Source organism: Kitasatospora sp. NPDC022856 (assembly GCF_055561235.1).
The window spans coordinates 1-19,049 of record NZ_JBVHHE010000070.1; the positions used below are offsets into that span (position 1 = coordinate 1).

The following is a 19,049-nucleotide window of genomic DNA, read 5'->3' on the forward strand; positions in this document are numbered from 1 at the left end:
AGGCCCCCACACCGTTCACCTGGACCAAGACCGCGGACGAGATCCTCGATTCCCTCGCCCGATTCTGCCGACGGATCTCGGGCGCAGGACACTAGCTGCCCGCGAGACCTGCGACACCACAGTCAGTGAGACACCGCAGTTGTTCATAACCTCGGCTTCGCCAAGAGCCACGCGGTGGCGTTCGGCCTGACAACCCTGCAGTCCGCGTGGATGAAGGCCCACTACGCGGCCGCGTTCTACGCCGGGCTGTTGGAGCACGACCCCGGCATGTACCCCAAGCGCCTGGTCCTCGCCGACGCCCGGCGCCGCGGCGTGCCGGTTCTGCCCGTCGATGTCCAGCACTCCGCCGACGCCTACCGCACCGAGCAGCTCCCGGATGGCCGGCTCGGCCTGCGGGTCTCCCTCGCCGACGTCCACGGCATCACCGCCGACATCGCCGCCCGGATCGCCGCCGAGCAGCCCTACACCGACGTTCCCGACTTCTGGACCCGCGCCCGCCCGACCCAGCCGATCGCCGAACGTCTCGCCCGCATCGGCGCCCTGGAGGCCATCGCCCACGGCGCCCACCGCCGCGAGCTGCTCCTGCTGCTCGACGAACTCCATCACCAGCACCGTGCCGCCCAGATCCCCGACCAGCTCGTCCTCGCACCCCCCACTGCTCCGACCCCCGGGGACACCGGCCTGCCGGCCATGACGCAGGGCGAGGAGATGCAGGCCGAGCTGGAGGTCATCGGCATGGACGCCAGCCGCCACCTCATGGAGCCCTTCCATCCGCTGCTCGCCGAGCTCGGCGTCACCCCCGCCCACCGCCTGGCAGAGCACCAGAACGGCGAGACGGTACTGGTCGCCGGGGCGAAGGTCGCCATCCAGACCCCGCCGATGCGCAGCGGCCGCCGCACCATCTTCGTCTCCCTCGACGACGGCAGTCAGGGCGACCGGGGCCAGGTCGACCTCACGTTCTTCGACGACACCCACGAGCAGGCCGCCCACCCCCTCTTCCACCATTTCCTGATCCTCGCCCGCGGCACCGTCTCACGCCGCGGCCGGTCCGTCACCGTCATCGGCACCCAGGCCTGGAACCTCCAGGAGGTCGCCGACACTCACCAGGCCGGCGGCACCGCAGCCGTCCGAGCCCTCCTGACCCGCCCCACCAATACCCCCTCCGAGGACACCCCAGCACCCGACGGGCCAGTAGGCCGCGGGACCGCTGGCGCCGGACGGCTCTGGCACGCCTCCCAGGGTTCTCCAGGCTGAGGGGTGTCTCAGGTGTGCGGCGGAGCGAATTTCGAACGACAGGGCGGCGTGTTTCCTGGACGATGACGGCCGGTGACGGGCATGGACGATGTGGTGGTGGATGGGATGGCGATGACGGGGATGTCGCTTGAGGAGCTGGACGCTGTGGTGTGGAACGGGCTCGCGACGGGGCATCCGATGGACCCGGTCGAGGTCGTGCCACAGACGCTCCGCCAGCTCGCTCGTGCCGGCGGGCAGGCGAGGGAGGAGGACTGCTACCCGCTGTACTCCCTCGTCACGAGGGAAGGGTGTGAGACGCCGTCCGCAGCTGCTGTCGCCCTGCCGTTCGTCATCGCGCTCGCTGCAGATCCGGCCATGGGCGCGCGGGTCGAACTCGTCGAGCTGCTGGCGGCTCTTCAGGCTCCGGCCCTGGCAGACGAGGACTGGACGGGTGCGTGGGCGCTGCTCGGGGATCCGGAGCCGGCGGTGCGGCGGGCGGCGATTCCCGTGGCCGCCGGGATCGTGCAGCTGCTGGAGCGATGGCGGGTGGAGAAGGACCCGACGGTACGGATCGCGCTTCTGCTCGCCCTCGGCGAGGCCGTATCCGGGGCGACGGGAGCCGGCGGGACCGGCGACGCCGTCGACGATGCGCGGGCCGTGCTGGCGGACGTGCTGGGCAGTGATGATCCGGTGCTCTGGGTCGCGGCAGTGCATGCCTTCGCGCTGGTCGACCGGGACCTACCGGCCCGGGAGATGGACCGGCTGATCGAGGTGTTCTCCAACCCGGAGCTGGCACCACGGTTCGAAGAGGTCTGGTACACCCCGGCTGTCGACGGTCCCTGGACCCGCGAGGACCTGGTCCGGTCGACAGGGTGGATCCTTGCACACGACCCCGGTGCCGAACTCCACTTCGCCGTTCGGCTGGTCGAGACGGCAGACCGAACCGGCGACGCCGCTCTGTGCCGGGCGGCACTTGACCTGGCGTGGCGGCTTCTCACCGAGCGGCACGGGGTGGAAGCCGCCCTACTGCCGCTGGCAGGCGGGCTGCTCACCAATCCCGACGGCGCCGTACGGCTGCGGGCCGCGAACATGCTCGCAGTGCTGGGCCATGCTGCGGCCCCGTACACGGACCGACTGGCGGAGCTGCTCGACGACGAAGCAGCTGACGCGTTGCTCGACGGAACGGTCGGCGCGTACGCCCGCTGGGCACTAGCTCGCATCGGTGACCACCGTGCCTTGCCAGGGCTGGTCGAGCAGCTGCGCGCGCAGGAGGAAGAACAGGGCCGCGGCTATGTCATCGGTGATCCAAGGCGGCCTGACACCAAGGACGTGCTGGTCCCGCTGCGGAGGTACGCGGACGTCCTGCTGCCCGCGATACGGGAGGCAATCCGGCAGGGCGGCGCCCGAGGCGGTGCGACCCGCCAGTTCCTCGAGGTGCTGGAGGCCTGGGGCGAGGACGCGTTGCCGGCCCTGCCCGATCTCCTGCCGTTGCTGGCCGACACCTGTACCTCGATCCATGTGATCGGGATACTGCACGCAATGGGCCCGGCCGCCGCCGCGGCCGAACCGGCCCTGCGAACCTGCGAGGTACTCGACTACCCGGGCAACCACTTCGCGGTCGCCGCGGCCACCGTGCGCATCAGCGGAGACCGCACGGCGGCACTCCGGTTCTTCGGCGAGGCGGTCCTGGCAGCGGAGGAGCCCGGATACGGGCCGATCGGCGCCCTGGCCGACTACGGGCTCGACGCGGCGCCCTACACGGACCGGGTCCGGTGCGCCATGGAGAACAGCACGCACTGGCCGCGCCTCACCGCGGCGGTCACGCTCTGGTCGATCACGGGCCGCGCCGAGCCGAGCATGCAGGTCCTGGAGGAGTTCGTACTGCCGATCACCGACGGCGGTGACGGCTTCGGGTTCTTCCGCGACGCGCTTCAAGCCCTGATCCGAATGGGCGAGATCAGCCCGGCGATCCGTACCGCCCTGCTGACGCTTCAGGAGTCCAACCGCCGCCTGTCTGCAGACGGCGGATACCCGATGATCCTCCGCGACGAAGAGCTGCGAAGCCTGATCGCACAGGCTCTCACCTGCACCGACCTCCGCTCAGGTGAGACATGCTGAAACGTCTGGTGAACCAGGGCTCGGCAGGGTGATCGGCATGACCACGGACCGACCCGCCCGGGCAGGCCGGCACACCGCCCGCGATGCGCAGCACCCACTCACCGGCCGGACCAGCCGCACTCCCACCCACCTGGGGAGCACAACATGACCACCACCCCCGCCCCATGCACGATCCTGAGCCTGCGCGTCCACCGCCCGGGCTTCGAGACCTACCGCTCCCTGTTCGCGGTCCTCACCGACACCACCCCCGTGGTCCAGGCCGTCCCACCCGACCGGGCGCTGCTCCAGCTGGCCGGCGCCGTCACGTACTTCGGGGCGCCGCCGGCCGCCCTGGCTGACCGGCTCCAGACCCAGCTCGCCGCGCGCTACGGCCTTGTCAGCACCGGAGGGCTCGGCCCCAACCGCCTTCTCGCCGACCTCGCCGTCCCCGGCACCGTCCACACCCTGCCCGAGGACCCCCGCCCCCAGATCGCCTTCCTCCACCACCAGGACGTCCGCCTGCTGCCCGGCATCGGCCCGGCCTTGGAGAAGAAGCTCGTCCGCTACGGCATCAGCACCATCGGCGAGTTCGCCGACCTCCCGGTGGCCACCGTTCAGCGCATCGCCGGCGCCGCCACCGGGCGCCTGCTGCTCGAGCGAGCAGGCGGCACCGACCGACGCACCGTCACCCCCTCCGGTCCGCCCGCGTCCATCGCGTCCGCCAGCCGCTTCGACCGCGACATCCTCGACCCTGACCAGGTCCGCCAGGCGCTGCTCCACCTGGCCACCGACCTCGGCGCCCGGCTCCGCGCCGCGGGCCGGACCGCCCGCGCTGTCGAGTTGCAGGTGACCTACGCTGACCGCTCCAGCACCACCCGCTCCCGGATCCTGCCCGAAGCCACCAGCCACAGCCCGGCGCTGCGCGACGTCCTCTATGGCCTGCACGCCCGGCTCGGTCTACAGCGTGCCCGGGTCCGCGCCGTGACCGCCCGCGCCGGGGACCTGCACGACGTCGAGGCCTCGGCGGTCCAGCTGACGTTCGACCGGCCCACCGAGAGCGCCCGCACCCTGGAGCCCGTCATCGACCGCGCGAATGCCCGCTTCGGCACCGGCACCCTCGCCCCGGCGGCCCTCGCCGCCGGCCCGAAGCCGACCACGAACAACCCAGGTCGAAGCCGCTACGGACGCCACGGAATGTACGTGGACCACCGCCCCGGGCGGGCGTAGAGTGCCACACCACCAAGATCCCCGCAGGAAGGAGAGCACCGTGCCGGAGGACACCACCGACAACGCCGGCCGCGGCCTCCCCGGCCGCCCGCCGGGCATAAGCACCGACGAGACAGGCCTGACGCAGCGCCAGCGTCGGGTGATCGAGGTCATCCAGGACTCCGTCCAGCGGCGCGGCTACCCGCCGTCCATGCGCGAAATCGGCCAGGCTGTCGGCCTCTCCTCCAGCTCCTCAGTTATCCCGCCAGTGTGCTGAGGGGCCTTGTTGAAGGCAGCTGGATGCTTGCCCTGGTCACAGACCCTAGGCGAATCTCGGATGCGCAACAGCCCTGTTGCAACTGATCGGGTGTCGAGGTCCGGGTGAACGGGCTCTTTTGCCGATCTCGATCATTTAATGATCTTGGTGACCTGACCGGCGCCGACGGTACGGCCACCCTCACGAATGGCGAATTTCAGGCCCTCCTCCATGGCGACCGGCTGGATCAGCGCGACGGTCATGGCGGTGTTGTCGCCCGGCATGACCATCTCCATGCCCTCGGGAAGGGTCACGACACCGGTCACGTCAGTGGTACGGAAATAGAACTGCGGGCGGTAGTTGTTGAAGAACGGGGTGTGACGGCCACCCTCATCCTTCGACAGGATGTAGGCCTGGGCCTCGAAGTCGGTGTGCGGCGTGACCGAACCCGGCTTGATGATGACCTGGCCGCGCTCGACGTCCTCGCGCTTGATGCCCCGGAGCAGCAGACCGACGTTCTCACCGGCCTGGCCCTCGTCGAGCAGCTTGCGGAACATCTCGATACCGGTGACCTTGGTGGTGGTCTTGGTCTCCTTGATGCCGATGATGTCGACGGTCTCGTTGACCTTGAGGATGCCGCGCTCGACGCGGCCGGTGACGACGGTGCCACGACCGGTGATCGTGAAGACGTCCTCGATCGGCATCAGGAACGGCTGGTCGGTGAGGCGAGCCGGGGTCGGGATAGCCTCGTCGACGGCGTGCATGAGGCCGAGGAGCTTCTCGCCCCACTCCTTGTCGCCCTCGAGCGCCTTCAGCGCCGAGACGCGGACGACCGGCAGGTCGTCGCCCGGGAACTCGTACTCGGAGAGGAGCTCACGGACCTCGAGCTCGACGAGCTCCAGGATCTCCTCGTCGTCCACCATGTCGGCCTTGTTCAGGGCGACGACGATGTACGGAACGCCGACCTGGCGGGCCAGGAGAACGTGCTCCTTGGTCTGCGGCATCGGGCCGTCGGTGGCGGCGACGACGAGGATCGCACCGTCCATCTGAGCCGCACCGGTGATCATGTTCTTGATGTAGTCGGCGTGACCCGGGCAGTCGACGTGGGCGTAGTGACGCGCCTCGGTCTGGTACTCGACGTGCGCGATCGAGATGGTGATACCGCGCTGACGCTCCTCCGGGGCCTTGTCGATCTGGTCGAACGGCGTGAAGGGGTTGATGTCCGGGTACGCGTCGTGCAGCACCTTGGTGATGGCCGCGGTCAGCGTGGTCTTACCGTGGTCGATGTGACCGATGGTGCCGATGTTGACGTGGGGCTTCGTCCGCTGGAACCTGGGTTTGCCGGTCAAGGGCGGCGAAGGCTCAGCTTGTTGACCGCGGGATCCGGTCAACGAGCTGAACAGTACGCGAAGAGACTCCGCGTGGGTCGGCCTGTGATACGGGGCATTTATAGAACTCTCTGGACTATTGGGATCAGTGCCCCAGAAGGCGCTCAGGACGGATCCAATAGCCGATTTTAGGTATGGAGCAAGGAAGCGCCTCTTGGCATTGACGAGGTGGTCATTGTCCGGGAACAGCTGAAGCCCGTCGCTGAGCATATGCAAGCCTTTAGTAAGCCAGGGAAGACCATGAACTAGACTTGACATCAATGCTGCTCGAACCGCAGATGGCGACGGATTTGGATGCTGCAGCAGTGCCCAGGCGAGAATTATATGAGCGTCGGGCGACGAGGGGAAAGCAGATACAAGTTCTCGCGCCCAGACGGCTGACGTTTTAGATCCGCTCCGGAGCAGGTAGTAGCCGAGAGCCACATCGAGAAGCGGTTCTTTGGACTTACCCGGCCGGCGCCCTGATCGCAGCACGTCTTCCGCGATTATCCGGGCTGCAGGCAGGTCGCCGTCATGAAGGAATGAGAGTAGTGTGTGCTCGAGCCCAATTGAAAGTGTGAGATCTCCAGGTATTGGCCCGAGCTGGAGCCATGTACCGGCTGGCACCAAGGTGCAGCGCGGTGTAAGGCCAAAACCTCCAACTTGCATGAGATGCGCGTCTGGAGATGGAAAGATTCGCGCAAGGGACGGGTCGCCCATCAGGGCTGCGGTCGCTGGTTGGAATCTTTCGTGAGACTCCTCCCAGCGCCAGCCTGCGATCCACCCGCGAGAGTACTCAACCTCTGACGGATCTGGCATTGGCGAGTCCTCCTGTGCGGTCAAGAGGACTGGAGAGCTTGCGCCTTCCGTCCGGAAGTAGGCCGACAGTCCGCCCCCGGATGCCAGTCGCCCGCGAGCATAGTAAGCCCCCTCCGCGGGAAGCACCACCTCTACGGGCTGATCGCAGCGAACAAGAGACATCGCGACGCACCGTGAGTCAGAGTCCATGATCTCAACCCCGCCGACCACCGCGCCTCGCCGGACGTTGGCATGACGATACATAAGATCGATTCGATGTACCCCTTCTATAGCCATGACTACACCCCTTCCACCGGAATATCCCATTCGAAGAACGGCGTATCGAAGAGGTCTGAGAATTTAGTCGAATGATATGGGGCCTCCGAAGGGAAAGAAACGGTAATAGTGTGAACACCTGCTCGGGTGCGATCATTCCAGTCCGATGGGACCGGTGGGCGATTCTTAGTGGCGCCTGTCAGGGAATGGGAAAGATCCAAACTTGCACTAGAAAGTGCCGCCCGAGGAGAGCAGCTGAGACGGAACGGGATCTCCGGAGGTCCGTTTAGCGTACGCAGCACGCTCGACCCAGTTTGGTCCCCGTCGGAAGTAAAGGGAGGCACAACCTTGCCCTGTTTCGCATACCACTTAAGAACCTCGCGGAACTTTGGCGCCAAGTAATCGGTCAGAACTTGCCAGCCTGCTGGCCCTCTCTTTGCACCTAGGCCCTCTAGGGTCTCAATCAAATACGCAGTGAATGGCGTAGGTTCGTTGGGTTTCACATCTATACCGGATCCCGGCGCTGCCGAGAATAGTATTGGCGCATCTCGTTGGCCAAGGTCGAGTCTGATGTCGACGTCAAGCAGGGAATGCCCTTGGCTTGCGGCATATTCCTGTAGGCCGGTCGGCAGGTCGCGACAGCAATCCACAAAGTAGCACTGGGTTCGTGCTTTACAGGTTCGCATCGCGAGGAAGGTCCTGCGGAAGTCAACTACCGACTTAAATAGGGCGACCGGGTCTTCTCCAAGATCTTCCATGAGAATCTCTTGCTGCTGTCCGGCGCGCTGCCATCCATGTCCACAGAAGAAGAATAGGGCAACATTCCCAGGGTCCGTATTACACCGGTCGAACCAACTCCTGCATGCTGCTTGGGCCGAGGCAAACCGGGCTGGCTCTATCTTTTTGGTGCCCTTTGCTGTTCGAAGAAAAGTAGGGTTCTTGGAGGAGATAAGTACCTCAAGAGTGCCAATCGGGGGATCAGAAGGGTGGCGCGTGGAATCCAAGAGCCACTGCGCAAAGGTGGCGGCGGAAAGCGGGGCAGACGTTAACTGTTCGTCGAGGCTACGGAGCGCGCGCCTCACGTCACTGTCGTCACTTTTCGGGTTGGCGCAATGTGAGTAGGAACCTACTCCGAGAACAAACGCGTGTACCCGTGCACCGTGGTCAGTATTGACAGGGATGAGGGTCACGTTGGCACCTCCAATGCTTTCGCGGCCAATCGTGAATGGAAATTTGGCTGCCGGAAGTAGGCCGAATGAGCCCACGCTGCATTTGTTGGATAATCGTAATCCTCGACACCCTCAAAGATTGGGGCCGCACGATAGGCCAGTAGGTCGCCGCGATCAACCACATTGATCCAGCGGCCAACTTTGGGAAGCCTCGGCACCTTGAGGCAATCAGCTGTGGGCAGGCCGGAGGCGCGTACATTCTCAAACAGTCCCAACTCGGCGAACAATCCGACTTGAGAGCCTACGGTGACTAGCAGGTCGACGTGAAGGTCCGGTCGAAAATTACTAAGGATGTCGTATACGATATTCCCCCCCATGCTATGGGCTATCACGATAAGGCGGCTATCGGAGGGGGTTGATGTGATCCCTTCCTCGATTCCGGAAACAACAGTGTTGACTATCTGCTTCGGATCTTCCAGGTATACGAATATATCGCCCAATAGGAGCGAAATTGGCTTGCCGGCGAGGCGACGTGCGCCATTTGCGGTGAGGCTCGCTGGCTTACCGATCAGCGCCTTCTTGAGACCGTCCGCTGCTCCTCTGAGGATCGCGGCCGCCCGACCGCACAGATTCTTTCCGCCGAGGGACTCGGTGACACTGGACCCTCCGGCCGGGTTGGCTTCCCTTAGAAGAAGGTCGACGAAATCTTGGTCGTCTACAGCATCGGAAAGCCACGGGTACCTCTCCTTCTCCGAGGTATTCGGAGCCGCTAGCTCCTGAGCTCCGCAGTAGCTCTCAAGGACTTCTGCCAGATCTACTAGATCGCGAATCTCTGCATCATCCCGATCATTAAGATCGGCGGAGGTGAATAGCAAATCAATGGCATCGCGCATACTGGACCTAGCGACACTTAAGACGATCTTCGAAGGTTCAACGCCCGACGCTGCTGCTGTGGCCGCGATGTCTCCTAGGTCACCCGCGGAGGTGCCCATTTGTTCGCCGGCTCCGAGGGGCAGGCAGGCGTGATTCCATCGCAGATGAGCCCCATAGTCGACGCCCCATGGGGGACTGATGATTGGAACGGTCCTGGCGGCTGGTCCGTAGATGGCAGATAGGAGATACTTGCTGAAGAGTCCATTGCGAAGCTTGGTTGCTTTGGAGAATTTCTCCTCGTCCCGATTGCCAATTCCGTGAACAAATACGATTGCCATCTGAGGCACCTTCGATCTCACTTAGGCTGATGGCTGACCGCAAGTTATCTATAGCGATTTTATGTCGACGCTCGATACTCAGCCACCTGCGGGGAAGGGCCTGACCCGGAATGTCCCGCGGGCGGTTTGGAGGATCAGTCCCTCAGCGGATGGATTCCGTCCGCCGCCACCAGCACGTGGAGCATCCATCGGCGCCCGGTCAGGGTAGGTGCTCTGGACGGCGGGGTAGGACGCGGACCGTTGCGGTGTCTTCGTTGCGGTCGGACAGCGCGGCGTTCTCCAGCGAAAGGAGGTGGATGGCCGTTGCGTATGTGTGGAGGCGAGCTTCCAGGAACCGGCAGTGCGCCTGGAGGTCGGTGTGCTGCTTCTTCAGGTCCTCGAGGGCGTCGGCGGAGCGTGTGTGAGTCGCCCGCTTGGCCTCGTCCTTGGCGGCCTCTGCCTGGAAGAGGTCTTTGAGGTCGGGGTGCTGGTGTGTCAGGCGCCAGCGTTGGACGTCGGCTTCGACGGCCAGCTGGGAGACGTTGAGGCGCCCGTTGGAGCGTTGGGGGGTGCCGGCGAACAGTCGGTTCATCGCGGCGAGGATCGCCCGGCGTGCTGGGTCGCTCTCGTGGTCGATCGGGAACCTGCTCACCGGCTCGATGCTCCTTGTTCGTGCGCTTCGGTGATGGCGGTGAGCCGCGCGAGCTCATGGCGCTCGCGTTCGTGGCGGATGGGCGGGGCCAGCGGGTTAGCGACGCTTTCGGTGAGTTCGGCGATCTGCTGCTTGACGTACTCGATGTCGCGGTCGGTACGGGCGAGGTTCCGACACTTGGGGTGGCAGTCGTCCAGGTCGGGGGTGACCATGGGATCGTCGGCGGATCCCCGCAGCTGGCAGGCGGCGGTGGCGGGGTTGAGGACGCAGGTCATTCCCTGCCCGTGGTAGATCTGCAGGAGCGGGTTGCCGACGAGGTCGCGGGCTTGGCGGTCGTTGGTGAGGACGCGGCCGGCGAACTCGCGAGTGGCTGCTGCCACTCTGAAGCGGTAGGTGCTGGCGGCCGGGCCGCTGACGTTTTCTCCTGCGGTGAGCTTCTCCTCGTCCTCGGCCAGGCCTTCCATGCGGAACAGCCAATCCTCGAATGCGTACTCGTCGGGGAACCCGGATTCGAAGGAGCCCGCGTAACCCTGGGTCATGCGGGTGTAGGCGTGGCCGTACTGGATCGAGGCGGCGATCAGTCCGCGGGGCCGGCGGCGGATGAACCAGGCGAGGGTGCGGCGGAAGCGGCTCGGTGCCAGAGGGCCGTGGTTGTCGGCGGGGATCGCGTCAGCACGGCCCGTGGCCTCGCAGTAGGTGTTGACCCAGGCCACGAACGCTGCCACGTCGTGGCTGACGAGGGTGGTGCTGCGAGCCTTGCCCAGCCGTTTTCGGACGCCGGCACCGCGCCGGATGTAGTCGGGGCCGATCTGGCTGGGGAAGAGCAGGGCATGGGGGTGGAGGCGTTCCATGACGGTAACGGCCCTGGCGACGATGTCGATCACGACCCAGGGGTCGGGTCGCGGCTCGCCTTCGGGGATTTTGTTGCCGTCCTTGTCCCGGGCGCCTTTGAAGTAGAGGCCGGCCATGAGGCAGAGCCCGGTGTCCGGGTCGTCGGTGATGCAGCCGCGCCGCAGGTTGAGGACCTCCCCGGGGCGGGCGCCGGAGAGGTAGGCGACGATGACGAAGCAGGCGGTGGTCAGCAGTCGGGCGAGCCGCGGTGCTTGTTCGTAGTGGATGCGTTCGCTCAGCCAGAGCTGTCCGTCCAGGCGGCCGGTGAGGGTGGCGAGGTAGGTGTGTTCGCCGAAAGGGATCCCGGAGTCGGTGATCAGCTGGGCCGCGGAGCCGTACTGGAGAGAGCCCGAGCAGTTCAGAATCGCCCCGAGGTGGCGCCAGCGGATCTCCAGCTGCCCGTCCGGCCGTCGGTAGCCCGGCAGGGTGTCGCCGCGCTCGCGTAGGCCGTCGAGGTAGGAAGTGACCTTACCGGCCAGCTCGCCACTGCGGTGTCGTGGGCGGGCCGTGGTCGCCTGCGTTCCCAATTGCCCTCTACTGTCTGGCATTTGGGCGTGAATGGTGAGGTATTCGGTCCAGGCCGCGATGATGTCGCCGGAGAAGTCCTCGACGAACCGGATCGCCCATCGCAGCAGGGCCTGCATGACGGGCTCGGCGATTCGGGGCGTGCGGTTCTCCCGGCTATTGCGCCGAACGACCAGCAGGTCCTGGGTGTCCTCGCCGCCCCAGGGCGGCGTGTCGGGCATCCTCATCGCCGGCGGCAGGACGTCGCGGTAGGACCACAGGCGGCGGATCTCAGCGAGCTGCGAGTATGACTGCGCGGCTGGCTCCTCACTGTCGATGAGGTGCGCGAGGAAGCCGTCCAGTAGCTGCGGCGTGATCTGGCAGAACGCCGTGACCTCACGCTCGGCGAGCCACTTGAGGACGTGCTGCAGCGAGGAGGACACGACGCGGCTCGCTGTGAGGACCGCGATGCGCTGCCTGCGGAAGCCGCGAGGTTCGAGGTGGTTCAGCAGCTGCCAGACGTAGTGCTTCGTCGCCTCCTTGAGCGCCGGCGGCAGGCCCGCGAAGTTCACCGAGACGGAGCCCATGTGGTCTTCGAAGATCGCCGCGTTGACGTTCCACTGGTCCTCCCGGAACCGAGAAAGGTGTGAGAAGTCGGTGCCGGGGCGCAGATCGCGGTTCTGCAGGACGAGGGTGTCCGGGCCGGGCCACTGGGTGCCCTCGGGGACCTCTCCCCAGGCCGGAGCCGGTGCTGGTGCAGTCATCGCAGGTCGAGCTCCCGGTTCAGGAATCGGTCGACGAGCACTTGGTCGGCGGCGGTGGCGTTCTCGCGGGCATCGGCGACCGCAGTGTCGTCGTGGTGGTCCAGCAGGTCCGTCAGCTGGGCGTGCGGGCCGGCGAAATGGGCGGCCCACTGCAGCGGGTCCATCTGGCGGCGCCGCTCGGCGAGGCGGTCGTGGACGAGGACCTGGATGGGAAGGTGCCTGGGCAGTGCCCGGGCGCACTCGCAGTCCAGGCACTGCATGAACGACGCTCGGCACGGTTCGCCAGGGTTGTGCGGGCCGTCGCTGTTGGCTGTGCAGGACGCCATGACGGTGTCGAGTTCACCGGCGATCATCCGCTTCAGCGTCACCAGGTCAAGCCCGAGCTCGGCGGCTACCTCCTCGGGATCGGTGCGGGCCCGCTCGACCTCCGCCGCGGACATCACCGACACCGCCCCGCGGGCGCGCGCCTTGGCGACCTCCGCGCTCAGGGCGTCCGCGACGACCTTCCGGTATTCGGCGATGTTGCCGCGGTTGCGGAGCATGTAGGTTGCGGCGGTCTGCTCGGTCTGTGCGACGGGCTTCTGGTGCAGCTCGATGTAGGTGAGCCGGATCAGGTCCAGCCTGAGCGGCAGCGGGACCGGGACCCCGTGCTCGTCCGAGGCATCTGTCGTCAGCCCCCACATCCGCCCGAGCCGGGTGACAGGGACGCCGTTGGCCGCCAGCGACCGCAGTCCCCGGCCAGCGCCCATTCCGCCGCTGACCGAATAGCCGGTCAGGAGCCGGTTGCCGCCGATCAGGGCCCGCGAGCGTTCGGTCAGTTCGTGCAGCAGGAGGTAGAGCCCGAACGGTGTGTGCAGCTCGTCGCGGGCCGAGACCGTCTGCGGGGAGTCGGGGACGCTGATCCAGTCGGGGACCTGTGCGAGCGCGAGGTTCATGTAGGCGCGCCGGCCCCGGCGGAGCTTACGCAGGTCGAGGATCGCTGTTCCCGGCTCCCCGGTGTGGCCGTCGGCCCGGTGGTGAGCCGCCGGCGTCTTGATGATGACGTCCGGGTTCTCGCCGGTCAGCACTCCCAGCAGCACCGCGCCGGCCGCGGCCTCCCAGGTCGTCAGGTGCAGCCAAGACATCACCTCCTGGACGCTGCCGAACTTGATCGTCCACGACTGCCGCATCAGCCCGTCCTGCCGGAGTGTGCGGGGAAGGTCGCCAGTGCGGTCCACCGAGTCCAGCACCCGCATTCTCTGCGCGAAGAACCGGTCCGTACCCGGATCCGGCTCGCCCGCGCGAAAGCGCTCCAGGATCTCCCGGTTGTGCCGGATCCTCTTGGCGGCCGCCCTCAGGTCACTGCGGGCGGCAGCCGCGATGCGTCCGAACTCGGTCCGGCTGTAGCTGCTCTTCTCGGTACCCTGCGTCCTCTGCGGCAACGGGCCGGCCAGCCGACCGGCGAAGGCACTCGTGATGCCCTTTACCTTGATCAGTACGTTCCTCAGCTCCAGCACTTCAAGGGAGGCATGGCTGAGTTGCCTACGGCTGTTGTAGAAGCCTTCGAAGTGCTCGGGTGTCAGGTGCGAGGCATCCCTGGGCGGCCAGCTCAGCGTCGCCAGGTACCGGTCGAACAGGACCAGCGCCCGGTAGACTTTGTTGATCGACTCCACCGAGGTCCGGCCCGCCCCGGGGGCGGTCTTCTTGATGAACGCCTTCACCAGCGCGTCCCGCAGTCCGGCGGCCACGGTCATCCGCGAGAAGTCGTAATCCTTGCGTTCCTGGCCGTCCTGGCTGAAGCACCGCACCACCAGGCGGCCGTCGCCGGTCTGCAGGAGTCCTCGCTCCGTGCCCTGCTCGCCCGCGGGAAGAGACGCCCGCCGGCCGCGGCTCACCGGGCCGCCGCCAGCGGATCGGTCCGCACCCGCGGGTGACCGGTGAACACCTCCGCCATGAAGATGTCCACGGGAAATCCGTCCGCGTAGGCCAGCAGCAGCTCGACGTCCAGGGTCCTGAACGGCTCCAGGTAGACGTTCTTCGTCGTCTCTACCGTCATGTGGCCGAGCATCGTCTGGACCAGGTGCCAGACGTCACCGAACTGCTCTCGGAAGTCCCGCCGTTCGTCCTCCGTGAGATGGCCGAGGCGGGCCGCCATCACCAGCTTGCCGACCGCGTACCACTTCAGCGCGCAGGAGTGTCGCAACATGTGCGGGGTGCAGGTGAAGTTCTCCAGACCCAACGCGTCGATCCGCTCGTTGGCGACGTCGAAGGTGTGCTCCCAGCCCCGTCCGTCCCGAGGCAGGCCGTCCTCATTCAGCCACAGGACCACCGGCTCCAGGCCCTGCGGAGTCTCGCGGAACAGGCGAAGCCGGGTCCGCGGGCCGATGTCGTTCCAGTTCCTGCACTCGGTGCCACCGCGGACGCGCTCCATCGTCACCGCCCTCGTGCCGTGCGTGGCCACCACCAGGCGGCGGCCCTCCACCTTCTCGTAGCGGCCGGCCGCCTGGGCCCGACGCACCGCCGCCGCCCGCGCCCCCTCCAAGTAGGCCAGCACCCCGTTCATGGCCCGGCGTGGCATCCAGTACGGATGCCCGAACCCGCCCTTGGCGCAGGCGTCGGCCAGCCGGCAGGTGTAGTAGCCGCGGCGCCGGTCGAAGGCAGGCAGCTCGGGCAGTACTATGCTCGCCCACTCCGAGACCCTCAGGCCTGTGCCGTAGAGGCCGTCACAGAAGACCGTGTCCCGCTGGCCGTTGCGGCCCCGCCACCACGGGTCGGGCCGCCCGGACAGGTCCATTCCGCGGATGCCCAGGTCGAGCCAGCGCCGATAGCCGCCCGGGTCGAGCCACTTCACATCCGCCGAGCGGACCGCCCTCGGCGCGTCGAAGTCGGCGAACGGGTCGGTGACGCCGTAGCGGCGCATCCACTTGTAGAAGTTCTTGCAGGCGGCCAGGTCGCGGGAGAAGGAGCTGGTCTGCACCCGGCCGTCGTTCTCGCAGTCGGTGACCCGCCAGAACAGGAACTCCTCCGCCTCGTCCTCGCTGGCGTCCCACCAGTTCACGCCGCGGGTGAGTAGAAAGTTCAGCCACACCCCGACCGAGTAGGTGTAGTCGCGCTGCGAGGAATCCTTGAGGTTGCGCCATCTCGCCGACGCCAGGCAGGCGTTCACACGCAGATCGGACCGCCCGTCCGGACCGAGAAGAAACCGCTGCCCCTCCCGCAGGCCCGCCACCCGTGAGCCCAGGTCCGGCATGAGAACGCCGGCAAGCTCGCCGAAGGGCTGGCCGAGACCGACCCTGTGCACTTGCCAGCACCGTGCACTGTCCGTTTCGACCGTCACAGGCGGCTCAACGAGCGTGTCCAACAACAGTCACTGGATACCGAACCTCCGTCGCACACCAACTCAAGGCCCTGGAGCGCAAAGGGTTTCTCCGGGCTGACCCCCACCGCCCCCGGGCCTACCGCGTGTCCGAGTACCGCCTGCCCGGCGCAGCATCCGCGCCGACCACCGACGCGGCCCGCACGTCCACCTCGTACGTGCCGCTGGTCGGCCGGATCGCCGCCGGAAGCCCGATCCTCGCCGAGCAGACCGTCGAGGACGTCCTCACCCTCCCCCGGCAGCTGGTCGGTGAGGGAGAGCTGTTCGCCCTCACCGTGCAAGGTGACAGAATGATCGGCGCCGCAATCTGCCACGGGGACTGGCTGACGATTCGCCGCCAGCCGACGGCGGAAGGCGGCGACATCGTCGCCGCGATGATCGACGGGGAGGCCACCGTCAAGCGTCTCAAGCGCGAGGACGGCAAGATCTGGCTGATGCCCGAGAACCCGGCCTACGAACCCATCCCCGGCGACAACGCCACCATCCTCGGCAAGGTCGTCGCCGTCCTCCGAAGGCTCTGACCCCGCTGTCGGTCCCGGCGAACTGGCGTCGGCGCGATCGACCGGCTGGGGTGGTCGGCCGGGGGCCACGCCTGTGGCCGGGTGCTGGGCCCGGGGCGCTGACCGGAGTCGGATCGGACTCGGCTGCTTGAAGGCGTCCTCCCTGCAGCGAGCACACCGCGACACGCTGGCCTGGCTGGTCTCCTGCACCATCATCACTACCGAGGCCACCGATGCCGCCGGCCGCATCCACGACCGCATGCCGTTGACCATCACCGCGGCCAACCGAGACGCCTGGCTGGACCCCGACCACACCGACTCCGACAGCCTCCGATCGCTCCTGCACACCCCCGCCGGCACCGAGCTCACCGTCACGGCCGTGCGTGCTGGTCAGCCTGCGGGACGCGCTGCGGCGACGCGAGATATGGGTGGCCGGGGCGTCCCGCTGGCGCAACCCGGAGGATGACCTGCCTCCGGACTTCGAGGACAACCGCGACGTGCACTACTCGGCGATCCGCCAGCTGCAGGACCCGCAGGAGTTCATCGGCGCCCTGCAGAAGCGGCTGCGCGACGCACTCACGGGCTTCGACCAGGCGCTGGAGCTGAGCACGACGGGCGGGGTGGAGATCACCAAGCGCCACGGCGAGCCGTGGATCAAGGTGTCCCCGCTGGCAAGGCAGGAGGAGCCGGAGAACCTGGTCACCCTGAAGGCCGAGATCCAACGCCGCTGGGGGACGATTGACCTGATCGACATCCTCAAGGAGGCGGAGTTCGCCACCGGCTTCACCTCCGAGTTCTCCTCGGTGGCCTCCCGGGAGGTGGTCCCACGCGACGTCCTGCGGCGCCGGCTGCTGCTGGTGCTGTTCGCGCTGGGCACCAACATGGGCATCAAGCGGGTGGTGGCCACCGGCAAGCACGGCGAGTCCGAGGCAGTCCTGCGCCGGATCCGGCACCTGTTCGTGAACCGGACCAACCTGAGGTCCGCACTGGTCAAACTCGTCAACCACACCCTCGCCGCCAGGGACGAGGGCTGGTGGGGCGCCGGCACCGCGTGCGCCTCCGACAGTCGCAAGTTCGGTGCCTGGTCCAGCCGGCGTGATGATCTACTGGCACGTGGAGCGCAAGTCGGTGTGCATCTACTCCCAGCTCAAGCACTGTTCGGCCTCCGAGGTCGCCTCGATGATCGAGGGCGTACTGCGCCACTGCATCGACATGGAGGTCGACCGGCAGTACACCGACACCCACGGCGCCTCCATCGTCGGGTTCGCGTTCGCGCACATGCTCGGCTTCAACCTCCTCCCCAGGCTGAAGAACGTCGGGTCGGCCCGGCTGTACCGCCCCGCCGCCGGCGAGGACGACCAGTGGCCGCACTTGGGCGCGGTGCTGTCCACCAAGACCATCGACTGGGAGCTGATCCGTCAGCAGTACGACCAGATCGTCAAGTACACCACCGCCCTTCGCCTGGGCACGGCGGAGGCCGAGCAGGTCCTGCGACGGTTCACCCGCGGCGGTCCCAAGCACCCCACCTACCGGGCCATCGAGGAGCTGGGGCGAGCCGTGCGCACGGCCTTCATCTGCGACTACCTCGCCGACGCCGACCTGCGCCGGGAGATCGGCGAAGGCCTGCAGGTCGTCGAGAACTGGAACAGTGCCAACCACGACCTGTTCTACGGCAAGGACGGCGAACTGACCGGCAAGGACAAGGAGAGCCAGGAGATCTCGATGCTCGCCCTGCACCTCCTCCAATCGGCCCTGGTCCACGTCAACACGCTCCTGGTCCAAGAGGTCCTGGCCGAGCCGAAGTGGGCGAACAGGCTCACCGATGCAGACCGGCGCGGCCTCTCACCTCTCTTCTGGACCCATGTGAACCCCTACGGCAGGTTCGAGCTGGACATGAACCGTCACCTGCACCTCGGCCCACTCCTGCCGCAGCAGCGCACCCCGCAGGAGCACGCCGAGCGAACCGAGGATGCGACGGCACCTTGATCCTCTCGTTCCCTGCCTGTTCAATCGGCGCAAGTCTCAGCTGTCTCCAGAGGGGCGCCTATGCCGTTCAACACCGAAGCCGATGCCGGAGTCGCAGGCCGGGACGAGTGGCCCTATGCGCCGGCCGTCGGGGTCGGACCGCTCCGGTTCGGCATGGCCGTCGACGAAGTGGTCGAGGCGGCTGAGGTGCTCGGCCAGTCGAACGTCAGCGAGTGTTCACCGGGCCCCGCGATCTTCTCGCCGACGTGGAAGATCGAGGTCCACCGTCGCGGCATGGCTCCTTCTGCGCCTGCCGTCACGGCGTATGTGAGCCAAGCCGTGGGGTTGTTCTGCGTGGCTGCCGACGCCGTGCACGGCCCCGAGGTCGCGCACGACGGACTCACGCTGGTCGGACGAGACCTGGTGGAGCTGGAGCGCGACGCCATCGCGTATGCCGAGGCAGTGGACGGGCACTTCCGCTACACGCCCGAGGGCTACGCAGGACCGGACGATCCTGGGGTCGTCATGCGCGCGCAACTCGTCGGGGAAGCCCTTCGATCGCGTCCCCTGTTCATGGTGACGCGCGACGGCGCCAGTACCGAATGGGACTCGCTGCCACGCGACGAGTACCGCAACGGCCAGTTCCACGCCTGACGCGATGTGACTCATGGGGCGGAGTAGCCGACCTCGATCCGGGCTGATGCTGGTCGACGGGCTGAGGCCCCTCGCATTACTGACATCAGCTCTTTGGGGTGGTAGATCTGCCGTTTTGCTGACGGATGGTCACCTGTCGCTGTAGACCGTGTGGCATGCGATATGCGGATGG

The 19,049-nt window shown here is 66.8% G+C and carries 12 protein-coding genes and 3 pseudogenes; 8 read left to right on the plus strand and 7 right to left on the minus strand.

The annotated features are described in order from the left end of the window. The first annotated feature begins 210 nt into the window (after positions 1-210). The 4 genes and pseudogenes from ACZ34W_RS36810 to ACZ34W_RS36825 form a co-directional block, all read left to right on the plus strand. Positions 211-1,254: a helix-hairpin-helix domain-containing protein gene (locus tag ACZ34W_RS36810; RefSeq protein WP_465610595.1), complete on the plus strand. Its 1,044-nt coding sequence runs from the start codon at positions 211-213 to the stop codon at positions 1,252-1,254. An 81-nt stretch (positions 1,255-1,335) separates the two neighbouring features. Further along, complete coding sequence (locus ACZ34W_RS36815) at positions 1,336-3,351, plus strand: hypothetical protein (protein WP_465610597.1); 2,016 nt, start codon at positions 1,336-1,338, stop codon at positions 3,349-3,351. A gap of 144 nt (positions 3,352-3,495) precedes the next feature. After that, a complete protein-coding gene (locus tag ACZ34W_RS36820) occupies positions 3,496-4,557 on the plus strand; it encodes a DNA polymerase Y family protein (RefSeq protein ID WP_465610599.1) in 1,062 nt (353 codons plus the stop codon). A gap of 70 nt (positions 4,558-4,627) precedes the next feature. Further along, positions 4,628-4,795: pseudogene (locus ACZ34W_RS36825) on the plus strand (LexA family protein); the annotation flags it as partial. Positions 4,796-4,944: 149 nt separating this feature from the next. On the opposite strand, the gene tuf reads toward ACZ34W_RS36825, so the two are convergent. From tuf to ACZ34W_RS36855, 6 genes are all read right to left on the minus strand, one after another. Beyond that, on the minus strand, positions 4,945-6,141 hold the full coding sequence (gene tuf / locus ACZ34W_RS36830) for an elongation factor Tu (protein ID WP_465610601.1): 1,197 nt from the start codon (positions 6,139-6,141) through the stop codon (positions 4,945-4,947). A gap of 2,278 nt (positions 6,142-8,419) precedes the next feature. Then, on the minus strand, positions 8,420-9,613 hold the full coding sequence (locus ACZ34W_RS36835; protein WP_465610603.1) for a hypothetical protein: 1,194 nt from the start codon (positions 9,611-9,613) through the stop codon (positions 8,420-8,422). A 199-nt stretch (positions 9,614-9,812) separates the two neighbouring features. Then, complete coding sequence (locus ACZ34W_RS36840) at positions 9,813-10,244, minus strand: hypothetical protein (RefSeq protein ID WP_465610605.1); 432 nt, start codon at positions 10,242-10,244, stop codon at positions 9,813-9,815. Next, positions 10,241-12,403 (minus strand): hypothetical protein, encoded by a 2,163-nt coding sequence (locus ACZ34W_RS36845; protein WP_465610607.1) that lies wholly within the window; start codon positions 12,401-12,403, stop codon positions 10,241-10,243. Before ACZ34W_RS36845 ends, ACZ34W_RS36840 begins: the two co-directional genes overlap by 4 nt. Then, positions 12,400-14,277, minus strand: coding sequence for a hypothetical protein (locus ACZ34W_RS36850; RefSeq protein ID WP_465610609.1), 1,878 nt, complete (start codon positions 14,275-14,277; stop codon positions 12,400-12,402). Before ACZ34W_RS36850 ends, ACZ34W_RS36845 begins: the two co-directional genes overlap by 4 nt. Next, positions 14,274-15,548: a site-specific integrase gene (locus tag ACZ34W_RS36855; RefSeq protein WP_465610611.1), complete on the minus strand. Its 1,275-nt coding sequence runs from the start codon at positions 15,546-15,548 to the stop codon at positions 14,274-14,276. The genes ACZ34W_RS36850 and ACZ34W_RS36855 overlap by 4 nt, the downstream gene beginning before the upstream one ends. A gap of 215 nt (positions 15,549-15,763) precedes the next feature. On the opposite strand from ACZ34W_RS36855, the pseudogene lexA reads away from it, so the two are divergent. Further along, positions 15,764-16,279: pseudogene (lexA, locus tag ACZ34W_RS36860) on the plus strand (transcriptional repressor LexA); the annotation flags it as partial. Between the two features lie 127 nt (positions 16,280-16,406). Then, positions 16,407-16,724 (plus strand): SOS response-associated peptidase family protein, encoded by a 318-nt coding sequence (locus ACZ34W_RS36865; RefSeq protein ID WP_465610613.1) that lies wholly within the window; start codon positions 16,407-16,409, stop codon positions 16,722-16,724. A gap of 36 nt (positions 16,725-16,760) precedes the next feature. Here the strand turns inward: ACZ34W_RS36865 and ACZ34W_RS36870 are convergent, their stop codons facing one another. Next, on the minus strand, positions 16,761-17,147 hold the full coding sequence (locus tag ACZ34W_RS36870) for a hypothetical protein (RefSeq protein WP_465610617.1): 387 nt from the start codon (positions 17,145-17,147) through the stop codon (positions 16,761-16,763). Here ACZ34W_RS36870 and ACZ34W_RS36875 point away from each other — a divergent pair. Beyond that, a pseudogene (locus tag ACZ34W_RS36875) lies at positions 17,062-18,244 on the plus strand (transposase). The gene ACZ34W_RS36870 and the pseudogene ACZ34W_RS36875 sit on opposite strands and share 86 nt — an antisense overlap. A 60-nt stretch (positions 18,245-18,304) precedes the next feature. Beyond that, a complete protein-coding gene (locus tag ACZ34W_RS36880; RefSeq protein ID WP_465610615.1) occupies positions 18,305-18,877 on the plus strand; it encodes a hypothetical protein in 573 nt (190 codons plus the stop codon). Positions 18,878-19,049 lie beyond the last annotated feature (172 nt).

Coding starts and splice junctions, on each gene's coding strand:
- ACZ34W_RS36810 (WP_465610595.1), top strand. CDS start 211: ATGAAGGCCCACTACGCGGCCGCGTTCTACGCCGGGCTGTTGGAGCAC.
- ACZ34W_RS36815 (WP_465610597.1), top strand. CDS start 1,336: ATGGACGATGTGGTGGTGGATGGGATGGCGATGACGGGGATGTCGCTT.
- ACZ34W_RS36820 (WP_465610599.1), top strand. CDS start 3,496: ATGACCACCACCCCCGCCCCATGCACGATCCTGAGCCTGCGCGTCCAC.
- ACZ34W_RS36835 (WP_465610603.1), bottom strand. CDS start 9,613: ATGGCAATCGTATTTGTTCACGGAATTGGCAATCGGGACGAGGAGAAA.
- ACZ34W_RS36845 (WP_465610607.1), bottom strand. CDS start 12,403: ATGACTGCACCAGCACCGGCTCCGGCCTGGGGAGAGGTCCCCGAGGGC.
- ACZ34W_RS36870 (WP_465610617.1), bottom strand. CDS start 17,147: ATGCCCATGTTGGTGCCCAGCGCGAACAGCACCAGCAGCAGCCGGCGC.
- ACZ34W_RS36880 (WP_465610615.1), top strand. CDS start 18,305: ATGCCGTTCAACACCGAAGCCGATGCCGGAGTCGCAGGCCGGGACGAG.